This is a genomic window from Paraburkholderia tuberum STM678, assembly GCF_902833905.1.
GTDB lineage: Bacteria > Pseudomonadota > Gammaproteobacteria > Burkholderiales > Burkholderiaceae > Paraburkholderia > Paraburkholderia tuberum.
On record NZ_CADFGP010000014.1, the window covers coordinates 112,259 to 127,623 of the forward strand.

9 protein-coding genes and 1 pseudogene are annotated in these 15,365 nt (G+C 64.3%); 2 read left to right on the plus strand and 8 right to left on the minus strand.

Annotation, left to right across the window (positions count from 1 at the left end; all coding sequences use genetic code 11):
- Positions 1 to 162: 162 nt before the first annotated feature.
- The gene (glnA, locus tag HWY30_RS14805) at positions 163 to 1,578 is read right to left on the minus strand and encodes a type I glutamate--ammonia ligase (RefSeq protein ID WP_090800862.1); all 1,416 of its coding nucleotides are present in this window, start codon (positions 1,576 to 1,578) and stop codon (positions 163 to 165) included.
- 455 nt (positions 1,579 to 2,033) lie between these two features.
- Here glnA and HWY30_RS14810 point away from each other — a divergent pair, with 455 nt between their 5' ends.
- Positions 2,034 to 2,498 carry a rhodanese-like domain-containing protein gene (locus tag HWY30_RS14810; RefSeq protein ID WP_090800864.1) on the plus strand — a complete coding sequence of 155 codons (465 nt, stop codon included), beginning with the start codon at positions 2,034 to 2,036 and terminating at the stop codon, positions 2,496 to 2,498.
- 273 nt (positions 2,499 to 2,771) lie between these two features.
- On the opposite strand, the gene HWY30_RS42980 is transcribed toward HWY30_RS14810, so the two are convergent.
- From HWY30_RS42980 to HWY30_RS14835, 6 genes and pseudogenes are all read right to left on the minus strand, one after another.
- Entirely contained in the window at positions 2,772 to 3,026 is a 255-nt protein-coding gene (locus HWY30_RS42980; protein ID WP_425199381.1) for a hypothetical protein, read from the minus strand.
- A 34-nt stretch (positions 3,027 to 3,060) separates the two neighbouring features.
- Positions 3,061 to 3,759, minus strand: a pseudogene (locus HWY30_RS14815) (glycoside hydrolase domain-containing protein); the annotation flags it as partial.
- Between the two features lie 13 nt (positions 3,760 to 3,772).
- On the minus strand, positions 3,773 to 4,615 hold the full coding sequence (locus HWY30_RS14820; RefSeq protein ID WP_090800866.1) for a competence/damage-inducible protein A: 843 nt from the start codon (positions 4,613 to 4,615) through the stop codon (positions 3,773 to 3,775).
- A 19-nt stretch (positions 4,616 to 4,634) separates the two neighbouring features.
- Entirely contained in the window at positions 4,635 to 5,468 is an 834-nt protein-coding gene (locus HWY30_RS14825) for an EI24 domain-containing protein (RefSeq protein ID WP_090800867.1), read from the minus strand.
- 197 nt (positions 5,469 to 5,665) lie between these two features.
- Positions 5,666 to 6,664 (minus strand): sterol desaturase family protein, encoded by a 999-nt coding sequence (locus HWY30_RS14830; protein WP_090800869.1) that lies wholly within the window; start codon positions 6,662 to 6,664, stop codon positions 5,666 to 5,668.
- A 90-nt stretch (positions 6,665 to 6,754) separates the two neighbouring features.
- Positions 6,755 to 7,774, minus strand: coding sequence for a YVTN family beta-propeller repeat protein (locus HWY30_RS14835; protein ID WP_090800871.1), 1,020 nt, complete (start codon positions 7,772 to 7,774; stop codon positions 6,755 to 6,757).
- A gap of 580 nt (positions 7,775 to 8,354) precedes the next feature.
- On the opposite strand from HWY30_RS14835, the gene HWY30_RS14840 reads away from it, so the two are divergent.
- Positions 8,355 to 10,865 carry a YadA family autotransporter adhesin gene (locus tag HWY30_RS14840; protein WP_090800873.1) on the plus strand — a complete coding sequence of 837 codons (2,511 nt, stop codon included), beginning with the start codon at positions 8,355 to 8,357 and terminating at the stop codon, positions 10,863 to 10,865.
- 149 nt (positions 10,866 to 11,014) lie between these two features.
- On the opposite strand, the gene hrpA is transcribed toward HWY30_RS14840, so the two are convergent.
- Positions 11,015 to 15,349 carry an ATP-dependent RNA helicase HrpA gene (hrpA, locus tag HWY30_RS14845; RefSeq protein ID WP_090800875.1) on the minus strand — a complete coding sequence of 1,445 codons (4,335 nt, stop codon included), beginning with the start codon at positions 15,347 to 15,349 and terminating at the stop codon, positions 11,015 to 11,017.
- Positions 15,350 to 15,365 lie beyond the last annotated feature (16 nt).

Genomic DNA, 15,365 nt, shown 5'->3' on the forward strand with positions numbered 1-15,365 from the left:
GAGTGCTGCTTTATTGTGCTGCACCGAATGCCGTGTTGCCCGCGCGCGGCCGGCCGTGCGTACGGCCTAACGAAAAAGGGACGGCGCCGCCGTCCCTTCGTGACCGATCGCGAGCGTCGGGCAAAGCGCTTCGCCGGGTGAAGGGCGAAGCGCCATGGCCCCTTACAGCGAGTAATACATTTCGAATTCGATCGGGTGCACCGCCTGACGATAACGCTGCAGTTCCGTCGTCTTCAGTTCGATGTACGCGTCGAGCATCGCATCCGTGAACACGCCGCCGCGCGTCAGAAACTCGCGGTCCGCGTCGAGCGAGTCGAGAGCCTGGTCGAGGCCCGCGCACACGGTCGGGATCTTTGCATCCTCTTCCGGCGGCAGGTCGTACAGGTTCTTGTCGGCGGCTTCGCCCGGGTGAATCTTGTTCTGCACGCCGTCCAGACCCGCCATCATCAGCGCGGAGAAGCACAGGTACGGATTCGCCAGCGGATCCGGGAAGCGCGTTTCGATACGGCGGCCCTTCGGGTTCGACACGTGCGGAATTCGGATCGATGCCGAACGGTTGCGAGCCGAGTAAGCGAGCTTGACCGGCGCTTCGAAGTGCGGCACGAGACGCTTGTACGAGTTCGTACCCGGGTTCGTGATCGCGTTCAGCGCGCGAGCGTGCTTGATGATGCCGCCGATGTAGAACAGCGCGAATTCCGACAGACCTGCGTAGCCGTTGCCCGCGAACAGGTTCTGGCCGTCCTTCCAGATCGACTGGTGAACGTGCATGCCCGAACCGTTATCGCCGACGACCGGCTTCGGCATGAACGTTGCCGTCTTGCCGTACGTGTGCGCGACGTTTTGGATGATGTACTTCAGTTGCTGCGTCCAGTCAGCGCGCTGCACCAGCGTCGAGAACTTCGTGCCGATTTCATTCTGGCCCATGCCCCCCACTTCGTGGTGATGCACTTCGACCGGAATGCCGATCTGTTCGAGCAGCAGACACATTTCCGAACGGATGTCCTGGAACGAATCGACCGGCGCGACCGGGAAGTAGCCGCCCTTGGTGCCCGGACGGTGGCCGGTGTTGCCGCCTTCGAATTCCTTCGCCGACGACCACGGTGCTTCTTCCGAACCGATCTTCACGAAGCAGCCCGACTGATCCGTGTTCCACTGGACCGAGTCGAAAATGAAGAATTCCGGTTCCGGACCGAAGTACGCGGTGTCGCCGAGTCCCGAACTCTTCAGGTACGCTTCGGCGCGCTTCGCGAGCGAGCGCGGGTCGCGCTCGTAGCCCTTGCCGTCAGCCGGTTCGACGACGTCACAGGTCAGCACGAGGGTCGATTCTTCGTAGAACGGGTCGATGAAGGCCGTGTTCGCGTCCGGGACCAGCAACATGTCCGATGCTTCGATGCCCTTCCAGCCGGCAATCGACGATCCGTCAAACGCATGGCCGCTTTCGAACTTGTCTTCATCGAATGCCGACACCGGCACCGAAACGTGTTGTTCCTTGCCGCGCGTGTCGGTGAAACGGAAGTCGACAAACTTGACGTCTTCGTCCTTGACGAGTTGAATGACGTCGGCCACGGATTTACTCATAACCTATCTCCTGATTAACAATTTCGGCGGATTCAGCCGCCGCCCAATCTAGCTGACCCATCCCGGAACGTCCACTTATATGGCGTCGCGAGCGGAAAATTCTGCCGGGATAAATCGATCGGCACCTATAAAGCAGATAGTGTGCCACCTCTGGGCCTCGCATGGGCCAATCCGGCGCACACCATTACGCCGCTTACGTTTGCCGGCCACGCACGAGGCGCGAGCAGCCTCGCAAACAAACGTGCGGGCATTGCAACGCACCAATTTCGCGCATTCACCGCTTTGGAAATGACGATCCATACCATTTTGGTGCATTCAGCAGGAAATGCACCATATTTGCGCATCGAGGTTGGGACGGCCGCCCGCGACTGCCTGGCGCCGTCCAGTCTACACAGGTCTGTGCGCTGCCTGCAGCGCGCTAGAATGATCATTTGGTCCGAAGGAGATTGACACTCATGAGCACGCTCGAACAGCTTTACGCGAAGGCGGACGCCCGCCGCACCGAGAACCAACTGCCCTACGCGGGCGCGGTATCGCCGGCCGAGGCGTTCGAACTGCTGGAACTCGATCCGCGCACGCGTCTCGTCGACGTGCGTACCCGCGCCGAGCTCGACTGGGTCGGCCGGCCGGTGATCGGTGATGGTCAATACGCGCATGTCGAATGGACGCGCTATCCGGGCGCGGTGCCCAATCAGGAGTTCGTGCAGCAACTCGCGAAGGTCGCCTCGCCCGACACGCCGGTGCTGTTCCTGTGCCGCAGCGCCGCGCGCTCGAAGCTCGCCGCGATCGCCGCGACCCAGGCCGGCTTCACGAAGGCGTATGACCTGCTGGAAGGCTTCGAAGGCGACAAGGACGGCCAGGGGCATCGGAAGACGGTGTCGGGATGGTGTTTTCGCGGCTTGCCGTGGATCGGAGCCTGATGGCGCGTGGCGCACTGCCCGCGTCTGCGGAAGCCCGTGGCGCGGCGCTGAAGCACGCCGATTGAAACGGTTCGCGCCGACCACGCATTGATTGCATCGTCGGCGCGGGTTGTGACACTGCGATGTCGCGGTTCGCGCCAACCTAACCCTCAGGCGCGGACCGCTTGTTTCGTCGAGCGCCGCGCGCGGCGCTCCATTGTGTTCAGCGCGCGGCCGAAATCCCGAACCCGTGCAACTTGCCCGCGCTGACCTGTTTCGGCAGCCCGACGCTCGTCACGAGCTTGCCCGGCGGCATCGCGATGGTCTGCCCCACACCGCCACCGCGTTATCGAGCGGGCCGCCAGACAAGACGCAGCTCGCGCCGCCGAAGGAGAACGGTTTGCCCGGCGCCGCGCCCGCCGCCGTCAAGGCCTGCGACGAGTAGCTGAACAGCGAGCCGTCGAAGTCGGGACCCTGACCATCGGTATCGGTGCTGCCGTCGCTGCCGATGCAGTGGTTGTTTGTACTGCCCGGCATTGCCTTCGACATAGTTGTCGGTGCTGCTCTGCGTCTGCGCAATTCAGCTTCCGTCCGAGTTGCGCGCGGCGATCAGAGACGGCGGCAGCGACGTGTTGAGCAGGTTCTGCCAACAGGCCGAGCGGCTCAGCAGCATCTTCTGGATCGTTGAATTGCCCAGTTGGCCGGCAAACTGCGAAATGGCGAAATCGCTGCTCGCGTATTCGAGCGTCGACGATGCCTGCCCCCATTCGCCATTCGTGATGTAGCCGAACTGCAGATAACTGGCGCGGCCGCCGTTCGTCGTCACGCCATTGCACGCCGTTCCGGGAACGTTGGCCATCTTGATCATGTGCTTCAGCGCGCCCGAGGTATCGAACGCTCGCGCGCCGAATGCATAGGCGCCCGCCACGATCAGCGAGCCGGCGTCGCCGGGCATCACGCCATCCTCGACGTTGTCGTTGACCCAATACGGAATCGCGCCGCACTGATCCGCATCGTTGACTAGCGACTGCGCCATATCGCTGGTTTCCTGAGGAAACAGCGTGGCTTTGAGCGCAATCAGCGAGCGATAGATGTCCCAGCCCGAAAAGCTGGTGTACTGCGCCGCGTGGCCCGCGCTAACCGTATGGACCTGCTGGTCGAAGCCGATATATTGGCCGTTGGAATCGCTGAATACGCTCGGCGCCCACAGCGCGTGATAGAACGCCGTATAAAACTTGGTCAGCGCAGCGGTGTCCTGATTACTTACCTGAATCGTATTGAGGGCCCGCTCAGCTTCACGGCTTACCCGTGGCCGCTGCCGCTGCCGCCGCCGCTTCAGGCTCGACGATATCGCCACCGAGCAGATGCACCCCCTCTCGCAGCTTCACGAACGCCGCGGCGACGGCTTCCGGTTCACCCTTCACACCCAGATCGATGTGATGCCGCGCATACACGCCGCCGCGCTCCGCATCCCCGACGCTCGGCAGGCTGAACACCCGCACGCCCGGAAAATCGCGCTCGATTTTCTCCATCAGCGGTGTCACGCGCGACTCCGGCAACTCGAACACCAGCAGCGATTTTTCAGCGTGCGGCGTCGTGTGATGCAGATGCGCGTACCGCGTGTCGAGCACCCACTCGATCATCGGCCAGGCCATCACCGGGAAACCCGGCACGAAATGATGTTGGCGGATCGAAAAGCCCGGAATCTTGTTGTAGCCGTTCGGAATGATGTCGGCGCCCTGCGGGTACGTGCCCATATTCAGGCGATGCCGGTTCTCGGGCGAGTTCAGATCGAGCGGCGCCGGCGAGTTCGCCGGATACATGTCGCGGATACGCTCCTGAATCAGCTTCGCGGCTTCCGGATGCAGCTCGAGCGGCACGCCGAGCGCGGCCGCCGCGCACTGGCGCGTGTGGTCGTCCGGTGTCGCGCCGATACCGCCCGTCGAGAACACGATGTCGCCCGACGCGAACGTGCGCCGCAGCGTCGCCGTGATGCGCTCCGGATCGTCGCCGATGTACTCCGCCCAGCCGAGCGACAGCCCGCGCCCGCGGAGCAACTCGATGACCTTCGGCAGATGCTTGTCGACGCGTCTGCCCGAGAGGATTTCATCGCCGATGATGATGACGCCAAATGCCATTGCCGCCTCTTTAGTTTGATCAATAGGGAACCGGCGCGACCTCGCGCGCGCCACCAGGCGCTTCCGCCCGCATGCGCTGCAGCGCGCGCAGGCAGTAGTTGCCGAACCATAGCGCCGAGAACACGAGGATGAACGCGTAAATCCAGATCGTCACCGTCGTGATCACCGGGAACAGCACAATCAGCCATACCGACGACGCCCACAACAGCGTCGGCAGCGAACCTAGCAGGCCGCTCACGATACCGATCAGCAGCAACGGCAGCCGGTGGCGCCGCACCAGTTCGCGCCGCTCGTCGCGCGTCGCATGCAACGAGAGCGCATCGTAGGTCATCACGCGATACGTGAGCCATCCCCACAGCAGCGGCGGAATCAACGCGAAGAACGGCGGCACGAGCCACAGCGGCAACGTGACGATCAGCAGCGCCAGACACAGCAGCGTGGTCCAGAGCGCTTGACCGAGGCTACCGTACCACGTTCCGCCGCGGCGCATCTCCAGCCCGGCGAAGTGGCGGGCCGCGAGAAAGCGGATCACGGCCGGCATCGACAGCATGGCGATCAGCAGCAGCACCGTGACGACGATCAGCGGGATCGCCATCGCAATCACGATGAACGGCGCGATGACCGAGTGCAGCGTCGAAAAACCGAGCACGTCGAACAGATGATAAAGCGTGGCGGTGAAAGACCAGTCGTCGAGCCAGGTGCGGGTCGCGCCGGTCAGCGTCTGCCAGAAGAACCACAGGAGTACGCCCCAGCCGACCGTCGCGACGATAAACGGTTTGAAGGTCAGCCAGAGCATGCGCGGATGCAACGCGCTTGCGAGTGCGCGCCCAAACGAGCGCAACAGATCATTCATGCGAGCCAGTGCCTGCGAACGAAACGATGGACGGGAAAATCGCGCCGCGCCCGGGCCAGGCATGCAGGGGCACTGGAGGGTGCGCTCGAACGTGCACAGCATAAACCAAGGGACGCGCCGCCGGCGGAAGTGAGCAGCGCGGCGGAGTGCGCGCTCGAATGGATCCGCAATGGACTCAGAACGGACTCTGAACCGACTCAAACGGCTGCGGTGTCGTTGCCGGGTGCGCGGCGCTTCGATACGAGGCGATGCGCGATGCGCACGAAGGCGAACCAGTGCTGCGCCCAGAATCCATCGCCATAGCGGCGGCCTTCGAGCTGATCGCTGATACCGGTCGGCTCCATATCGCGGCTCCACGACACGCTGCGGAACAACATGTCCCACCACGGGAACAGCACGCCGAAATTGCAACCGTAATTGAGCCCTTCATGACCGTACCCGATCGCGTGGTGACGGCGGTGGAACGCCGGGCTGACGAGCAGCCGCTCGCCGAGCCAGCCGTAATACAGGCGGATGTTCGCGTGCTGCACGCTTTGCGCGAGATTCGTGATCGCAACCAGCACGACGAACTGCGACGGCGGCACACCGATTGCGAGCGCGATCATCGCGAAGAACGACGCCTGCAGCAGATCGTCGAGCAGATGGTTGCGATCGTCGGACCACAGCGACATCTGCCGCTGACTATGGTGTACCGCATGCAGCTCCCACCACACGCCGAAGCGGTGCTGCCAGCGGTGATACCAGTAGCCGGCGAAATCGAGTACGAGCAGATACATGACGAACGTGACGAGCGGCTGCGTGGTCACGCCGGGCCACAGGTTGTCGAAGTTCAGGTTCGCGATGCCGTGCAGCCGCAGCCAGCCTTGCACGTTGTCGAAGAACGGTTGCAGCGCGAAGAAAAAGAACAGGTTCAGAATGCCGAGCTTGGCGATCCACGTGTACAGCACGTCGACGCGCACGGCCTTGCGGTTCTCCCATTGCTCGACCGGGCGCAGCGCCTCGAGCGGACGCAGGATCGCGTACATCGCGAGCACCTCGAGCACACCGACGATGACCCAGTACAGGCTGTCGTAGGTGTCCTCGTCGTAGTCCATCAGATTGAACCGGAACAGCAGTGGCTGCACCACGTCGACGTACAGCCACGTCTGCGCGGCTGAAACGAAGCTGTCGAGTGAGGAGAAAATCAGATGGAACATGATGCTGGCCTGTTACTTCATCGTTGGTGGCTCGTGGCGTCCTGGCTCTGCCCTGTTGCCCTCAGGCACTGTCGGGCGCCCTCAGGCCCCTCAAGCGCCGTTCGGCGCCGTCACCGGCGCGCGGTCGAAGAAATAGATGCCGTGCGGCGAGCGGCCCACCGAAATGGTCTGGATCAGCTTGCGCGTGCTGAGATCGATGATGCCAACGTGCTTCGCGAAGCGGAAGGTCACCCACAGATAGCGTTTGTCGGCGGACAGTTCCATATCGTCCGGTCCCGGCATCAGGCCGGTGATGTCGCCGACGTTGGTGAGCGTGTCTTCGTCGATGATGCTGATCGTGCTAGCGACGCGGTTCGACACCGCGACATGCTTGCCGTCGGCGAGCGAGCGGAAATTGTGAGCGCCCTTGCCCGTGTGAATCGTCTTGACGATCTTCTGGTTGCGCCAGTCCACCACGGCGACGCAGTCCTCGCCGGTCATGCCGACGAGCAGGTACTTTTCCCCCGGCGTCATCCACAGACCCGCGGGCACCTTGCCGACCTTCATCTTCCATTTGACGGTTTGCGTGGGCAGGTCGATGGCGGCGAGCTCGCCCGAGATCTGCAGCGAGACGAACACCGTCTTGCTGTCATTCGAGAACGCCATGTGGCTCGGCATCACCGCGAGCGGCAGCCGTGAAGCCAGCGTCATCTGGTTTTTCGGGTTGTCGTAGTGATAGATGTCGAGTCGATCGAGCCGCAGTCCCGTAGTGACGAGCCACTTGCGATCAGGCGAAAAACCGATCTGATAGGGATCTTCGATGTTCTCGACCCAGCGCTGTAACTGCCCCGTCTTCGGATCGACGAACATCAGGCTGTTCGACACCGAATTGGCGACGATCAGCGAGGAATTGTCCGGCGTGGCCATCAGGTGATGCGGTTCCTTGCCCGTGGGCACGGTGCCGATGACCTGGTGGCTGTTCTCGTCGATCAGGCTCAGCGTGGCCTCGCCGGAATTGAGCACGATCACGTTATTGGCGTGCGCCGCCGGAGAAAAAAAGCCTGCGGCGGCGACCAGCACCGCGGTCGCGGCGAACGTGGCACTCAAGCCGGGAAGAAAAAATTTACGCATGAAAACTCGCTTCGGAGAACAACGGTCATTGTAGAACGTTTGCCGGTCCGGGCGGTTGACGTAAGTCACTGGCGACGACCGAAAAATGACGGGTGCGATGAAGCGCGGCCGCGAGCGGGAGGTTTCGTCTGCCACGTCCGGTTTGATGCTCGCGCCGCGGGCTTTCGAGTGAGGAATCAATGTGCTCTCCCTGTCAGGGTCAATCATGCATCAGCCACACGTTAAAATCGCGCAAATGATTATCGGGAACAATAAGAATAATCCTCTTTCCTTATCAATAAAAACCTAGCCGTATTAATATATTTTTTAGCCCGATTGAATTTCGGAGTTTGCTGATATCTGGATTGCACGCGGACATCGGAGAATTCTCCATACGCGCCGCCCCGGTAACGCCTCCCCCATGAATCCCGAGCGTACATCGCCGGGCTGACGCGCGCTCGGCCAAATAACGCAAGCCTTACCAATGACCGGCGTTTTTGTATTTTCAATATTTTCAAACCCACCAGGCAATAACTTGACGTCAAAGTCGGAATACGCGCTGCGTGCCACCAACTACAATAATGCGGAGGATTTTTAATTGATGAACAAGAATATTTCGATAATTCGCCATACCACGTCTCAAATAAAAGTCGCAGCACGGCGAACTGCCTGCCTGCAAACACACCGTGCTTCCGCGCGCCAGAAAAGCATCGCCCGGGCGGTTCGAAGTACCGCGGGTGTTGCAATAGCGGCGGCGGCCCTTTACGTCACGGAAGCGACAGGCGCCGGCGTCGATTCCGTCGAGGTAGGCACGGCCAGCGCGCCCGGCGACATCGCGGTCGCGATAGGTGCACAAGCCACCGCAAGCGGCAACTCATCGCTGGCGGTCGGCTCGCAGGCGAACGCGCAAAACGACGGCGCGATCGCGGTAGGGGCGAACGCCACGGCACAGGGCGATAGCGCCGTCGCCATGGGCCTCTCCTCTTCGGCACAAGGCGAAGGCGCGAGCGCCTTCGGGCCTTATGCGAATGCGCAAGCGGAACGCGCGACCGCGGTCGGTCTGAACGCGTCGGCGCTTGGCGTCGACTCGGTCGCAGCGGGCTCCGGTTCAATGGCGGCGGACTCGGCCGCCTCCGCGTTTGGCTCCCTATCCACGGCAACCAGCATCGGATCGACCGCGCTCGGCTATGTCGCGCAGGCCGGAGGCGCCAACTCGCTCGCCGCCGGAGCATGGGCCTCGGCGCTCGCGGACTCGAGCGTCGCGCTTGGCAGTAATGCCGTCGTCAGCGGCGTCGGCGCCATCGCCCTCGGCGTTGCCGCGCAGGCACGCGGCGCCTACGCCAGCGCAATCGGCTTCGGCGCAACGGCCGCGGGAGCCGGCGCGATCGCGCTCGGCAGCAACGCAAACGCGAGCGCCGACAATAGCGTCGCGCTAGGCGCCAACGCCAGCACCACGACGGACCTGTCGCAAAGCGCGTTTGTGCCCGTGGGAACGGGCGCCACCCCGATCGCGGCCTCCAGCGCGACGGGCGAAGTCTCGCTCGGCTCGGCGAACAACGAGCGTCGCCTGACCAACGTCGCCGCGGGCGCCGCGCCCACCGACGCGGTCAACGTGAGCCAGTTGAGCGCGGTCGACAACAAGGTCGATGCACTCGCTCAAAGCAGCGCGCTGCATTACTTCAGCGCTGCTGACCCGGTCGACGGCTCCAACGAGGCGCTCGCAGACGGCACGCACGCGCTTGCCGCGGGCAGCAACGCCAGCGCTATGGGCAGCAACGCAACCGCATTCGGCACCAGCGCCAGCGCCAGCGCAACCGACTCGACCGCGATCGGCGCGGGCGCCGTCGCCGGCACGGCCGACGCGACCTCGCTGGGCGCGTCAGCGTCGGCCTACGGCTCCGGTGCGACGGCGCTCGGCTCCAACGCCACGGCGAGCGGCGCCGGCGCCCTCGCGCTCGGCTCCGGTGCCAGCGCAGCCGCCGACAACGCACTTTCGCTCGGATCTAACTCGAGCGCGCTAGTTGCAAACTCCGTCGCGCTCGGCCAGGGCTCGATCGCCGATCGCGCGGGTACCGTGTCGGTCGGCTCAACGGGCAACGAGCGCCAGATCACCAACGTCGCGGCTGGCACCGCCGACACCGATGCGGTCAACGTCGCCCAGCTGAAAGCGGTGAGCGACCAGAGCAGCGCGACCGCAGCGAAGCTCGACGGCGCGGTCATGTACGACACGAACGCCGACGGCAGCATCAACCGGAACAGCGTTACGCTCGGCGGCGATACCACGGAGGGCACCGTCATCCACAACGTCGCGGACGGCGTACAGGCGTCCGACGCGGTCAACCTCGGTCAGCTGAACGCGGCGCTCGAAGGCGCGATCAATAACGCGACGATCGGCTCGGCCGACGCGTTGTTCAGCGCGGCAGGCGATAGCGCGACTGAGAGCGCGCAGGCGTCCGGCGCGCACGCGATTGCGGCCGGGGCGAACGCGCGGGCGAGCGGCGTCAATACGGTCGCCGAGGGTGCGAACGCAGAGGCGGCCGGCACGAACGCGATTGCCGTCGGAGCGAATGCACAAGCAAGCGGCGCCAACGCGGCAAGCATCGGAGCGAACGCCATCGCCAGCGGCAACAACGCGACGGCGGTCGGTGCCGCAGCCAGCGCGAGCGCCGACAACTCGGTGGCGTTAGGCCAGGGCTCCGTCGCCGACCGAGCGAACACGGTATCGGTTGGCGCGGCGGGCCAGGAACGCCAGATCGCCAACGTCGCGGCCGGCGTACGAGGCACCGACGCGGTCAACGTCAATCAGTTGCAGCAAAGCGTGAGCGGCGCGATCAGCGCGTCGAATCGCTATACCGACGATCAGATCCGCTCCGCCCGTCGGGACAGCTACGGGGGCACGGCATCGGCGCTCGCAATGGCAGCTTTGCCGCAAGCGGTCCTGCCGGGACACGGCATGGTCGCCATGGCGGGTGGCACGTACGGCGGTCAATCTGCGCTCGCAATCAGCGTGTCGCAGTTGTCGGACACCGGCAAATGGATCTACAAGGTCCAAGGCAGCACCGACTCTCGCCGACAGTTCGGTGCATCGATCGGCGCGGGGATGCATTGGTGAAATCAGCTCGAACGAACGTATCGGACCGAGTCCGGCCGCGACGGCGCTCTGAGGACGCTCGGTGTACCCCGCGCGCACCGGTGCGCGGGCCCGCTCATCGGCCGCGGTGCACACCCAGTGTCCAGCGTCCGCGAGCGAGCGCCCTGGCTTTAGCGCTGCATCGACTCCCACACCTTGTGCAGGCGCTTCACCGAAACCGGCATCGGGGTGCGCAACTCCTGCGCAAACAGCGAGATGCGCAATTCTTCGAGCAGCCAGCGGAATTCCGCGAGCCGCGGATCCACGACGCCGCCGCGCTGCGACACCGCGCGCTGATAGTGCTGCAGCAGCGGCTGGAATTCGGCGAACTGGCGCGCGTCGCGTATGGCGTCCGCGCGCAGCTTGTCGATACGCAGCGCCATCCCCTTCAGATAACGCGGGAAATGTGCGAGTTGGGCATACGGCGTATCGACGACAAAACGCTTGCCGATCAGCGCATCGAGCTGATTCTGCAGATCGGTGTACGCGGCCGCGAATGGCTTCGCCTGCAGGAGCTTCTTCGTCAGGCTCGCGTATTCGCCAAGAATCTGACCGACCAGCCGCGAAATTTCCTGCGCGAGCAACGTGAGGCGGCTACGCCCTTCGTCGCGGCGGACATGGAAGCTCGCATCGTCGTCGGGCAGCGGATCCTGCAGACACGCGCGGTCGAGTGCGGTGTCGATCAGCTGATCGCGCAGTTCCTCCTGCGTGCCGCGCGGCATGAACTGCATGGCCATTTCGCGCAGGCCCGGCAGATTCTTCTCCAGATACTTGATCGGCTCCTTCAACTGCAGCGCGAAGAGCCGACGCAAGCCCGCCCGATGAATCCGCGCGGCTTCTTCCGGCGAATCGAACACCTCGACGTCGCAATGGGTGCCACGGTCCACGAGCGCCGGGTAGCCAAACAGCGTCTGACCACCACGGCGAATTTCGAGCAACTCGGGCAACTTGCCGAAATTCCACGTGGTCAGGTTTTCATACAGCGCGGTGGCTGGTGCGCCTTCGGGTGTCGCGGGTTGCGGCGCGGCCGCGCCCTTGCCGCGCGACGCGCCACTCTGAGCCAAATCTGGAGAGCGTGCAGGTGCCGCAACACCGCCGCCGCCCGCGTCGGCCAAGGCGGCGCCCGCCGCGCCCGAAACGAGCTTCTGGAAATGCTGCTGCGCCTGAGCGCCGAGTTCGGCGCGCAGTTGCGACAAATTTCGCCCCATCGCGAGCTGCCGGCCATGTTCGTCGATGACCTTGAAGTTCATGAACAGATGCGCGGGCAGCGTCTCGAGCTTGAAGTCGGACTGCTTCATCGCGACCTGGGTCTGCTCGCGCAGGTCGGCGATCAGCGCCTCGAGCAAGCCTCCTCCTCCGAAGCGCTGTGCGCCGTGCCGTTCGGCGAAGCCCGCCGCGTACTCGGGGAGCGGCACGCAATGCCGACGCAGCTTTTGCGGCAGCGACTTCAGCAGCAACTGCGCCTTTTCTTTCAGCATCCCGGGCACGAGCCACTCACAGCGGCGCGCGTCGACCTGGTTCAGCGCGTACAGCGGCACTGCGAGCGTCACGCCGTCGCGCGGCGTGCCCGGCTCGAAGTGGTAGGTCAGCGCCATCTCGATGCCCGCCATCGTCAGCCGCTTAGGGAACAGATCCGTCGTGACACCCGCCGCCTCGTGCCGCATCAGATCGTCTCGGGACAAATACAACAGCCGCAGCTTGTCCTCCGCCTGGCCGCTCTTTTCGACCTCGTCGCGATACCAGCGCTCGAACGCGGCGCCGGTATGGATGCCGTCCGGCAGCGCCTGATCGTAGAACGCGTAGATCAATTCGTCGTCGACCAGCACGTCCTGGCGGCGCGACTTGTGCTCGAGCTGCTCGATGTCGGCGAGCAGCTTGCGGTTGTGCGCGAAGAACGCAAGCTTCGTGTCGAACTCGCCTTCGACGAGCGCACCGCGAATGAACAGCTCGCGCGCCCGCGCCGGGTCCTGCTTGCCGAATGCGACGCGCCGCCGGTGATAGATCGGCAGGCCGTACAGCATCGCGCGCTCGAACGCGGACACCTGCGCCGCGCGCTTTTCCCAATGCGGCTCGGACAACGACTTCTTGAGCAGATGCGCGCCGACCTTCTCGACCCACTCCGGCTCGATTTTCGCGATACAGCGCGCGTACAGACGGCTCGTTTCGACGAGCTCGGCGGCCATCACCCACTTGCCTGCTTTTTTCACGAGCGCCGAGCCGGGCCACAAATAGAACTTGATGCCGCGCGCGCCGAGGTAGTACGGCTCGTCGTCGGCTTTCAGGCCGATGTTGCCGAGCAGACCGGTCAGCAGCGCCAGATGGATCTGCTCGAATGTTGCCTCCGCTTCGTTCAGCCGCCAGCCGTGCTCGCGCACCACCGTCAGCAGCTGCGAGTGAACGTCGCGCCATTCGCGCAGCCGCAGTTGCGACAGGAAGTTCTTGCGGCACTCGTCCTGCAGTTGCCGGTTCGATTTCTTGTGCGCGATCGCTTCGTCGAACCAGTTCCAGATCTTCAGCCACTGCAGGAATTCGGAGCGCTCGTCGGCGAACCGGCGATGCGCCTGGTCCGCCTGCTCCTGCGCTTCGATCGGGCGATCGCGCGGGTCCTGCACGGACAGCGCACTCGCGATGATCAGCACTTCCTTCAGCGCCTGCTGGTCGCGCGCGGCGAGGATCATGCGGCCAACGCGCGGATCGAGCGGCAGTCGCGCGAGTTCGCGGCCGAGCGGCGTCAGGTGGGTGTCGTCGTCGACGGCGCCGAGCTCGTTGAGCAACTGGTAGCCATCGGAAATCGCACGGCCCGGCGGCGGTTCGATAAACGGGAAGGTTTCGATCGCCGTCAGATGCAGCGACTTCATGCGCAGAATCACCGAAGCAAGCGACGAGCGCAGAATTTCCGGATCGGTGAAGCGCGCGCGGCCCTGGAAGTCGCTGTCCTCATACAGACGAATGCAGATGCCATCGGCGACCCGGCCGCAACGCCCCGCGCGCTGGTTCGCGGCGGCCTGCGAAATCGACTCGACCTGCAACTGCTCGACCTTGTTGCGATACGAGTAGCGCTTCACGCGCGCAAGGCCGGTGTCGACCACGTAGCGGATGCCGGGTACCGTCAGCGAAGTTTCGGCGACGTTGGTCGCGAGCACGATGCGGCGCGCGTTCGACGCGCGGAACACGCGCTCCTGCTCGGCGGCCGAGAGCCGCGCGAACAGCGGCAGGATCTCCGTGTGGGGCGGATGATGTTTGCGCAGCGCCTCGGCGGCGTCGCGAATCTCGCGCTCGCCGGGCAGGAACACCAGTACGTCGCCGGGGCCTTCGCGGCACAGTTCGTCGACGGCGTCGACGATCGCCTCCATCAGATCACGATCAGTCTCGCGCTGCGTCTTCGGGCGCTCGCGGCCAGACGAGGTTGCACCCGAGGTCCCTTGCGCCGCCTTGACCGCCGGGCTGTCCTCGACGACCGGACGGTAACGTACCTCGACCGGATACATCCGGCCGCTCACTTCGATCACCGGCGCGGGTTTGTCGTCGCTGCCGAAATGACGCGCAAAACGGTCGGCGTCGATCGTCGCCGAGGTGACGATCAGCTTCAGGTCGGGACGCTTGGGAAGAATCTCCTTCAGGTAGCCGAGCAGAAAATCGATGTTGAGGCTGCGCTCGTGTGCTTCGTCGATGATCAGCGTGTCGTAGGCATTCAGCAGCGGATCGGTCTGCGTTTCCGCAAGCAGAATGCCGTCGGTCATCAGCTTGACCGATGCGCCCGGCGCGAGGTTGTCGTTGAAGCGCACCTTGTATCCCACCACTTCGCCGAACGGCGTGCCGAGTTCCTCGGCGATACGGCGCCCGGTCGCCGACGCGGCGATCCGGCGCGGCTGCGTATGGCCGATCAGACCATTGCCGCCGGCACCGAGACCACGGCCAAGCGCGAGGCAGATTTTCGGCAACTGCGTGGTCTTGCCCGAGCCGGTTTCGCCCGACACGATCACGACCTGATTCTCCGCGATCGCCCGCGCGATCTCGTCGCGACGACCGGAGACAGGAAGCGCTTCGGGGAACGTGACCGGTGGAATCGGATTCGGCTCGACGACCCTCGACGGCCGCGCTTCGCGCGGCGCGCGAGGTTGTTCCTTGCGCGGCTCGCCCGATTGTTTGTCGCGCGATCCGTGACGTTGCTCGCCACGAGCCCCACCGCCCCGCTTCGCACCAGACGCGTCATCCGATTCATCGCGGGATTCACCGCGCCGTTCGTCACGCGCGCCAGCGTGCTCTTCGCGACCTTTTCGACCTGCACCGCCCCCTTCGGGCGGCACCTTTCGCGCAGACGCGCCCGCCCCCCGACGCGCGTCACGCGCCTGATCGGGTTTCGCATCCTGCGCTGGGCGGCGCATCGTATCGCCGGGGTTGGCCGGCTCGCCGGCCGACGCCGGTTTCTCGTTCGCCCCAGCGGGACTTTTGGGTACATTCGACATGGGGGCGCATTATAAT

Coding starts and splice junctions, on each gene's coding strand:
- glnA (WP_090800862.1), bottom strand. CDS start 1,578: ATGAGTAAATCCGTGGCCGACGTCATTCAACTCGTCAAGGACGAAGAC.
- HWY30_RS14810 (WP_090800864.1), top strand. CDS start 2,034: ATGAGCACGCTCGAACAGCTTTACGCGAAGGCGGACGCCCGCCGCACC.
- HWY30_RS42980 (WP_425199381.1), bottom strand. CDS start 3,026: ATGTCGAAGGCAATGCCGGGCAGTACAAACAACCACTGCATCGGCAGC.
- HWY30_RS14820 (WP_090800866.1), bottom strand. CDS start 4,615: ATGGCATTTGGCGTCATCATCATCGGCGATGAAATCCTCTCGGGCAGA.
- HWY30_RS14825 (WP_090800867.1), bottom strand. CDS start 5,468: ATGAATGATCTGTTGCGCTCGTTTGGGCGCGCACTCGCAAGCGCGTTG.
- HWY30_RS14830 (WP_090800869.1), bottom strand. CDS start 6,664: ATGTTCCATCTGATTTTCTCCTCACTCGACAGCTTCGTTTCAGCCGCG.
- HWY30_RS14835 (WP_090800871.1), bottom strand. CDS start 7,774: ATGCGTAAATTTTTTCTTCCCGGCTTGAGTGCCACGTTCGCCGCGACC.
- HWY30_RS14840 (WP_090800873.1), top strand. CDS start 8,355: ATGAACAAGAATATTTCGATAATTCGCCATACCACGTCTCAAATAAAA.
- hrpA (WP_090800875.1), bottom strand. CDS start 15,349: ATGTCGAATGTACCCAAAAGTCCCGCTGGGGCGAACGAGAAACCGGCG.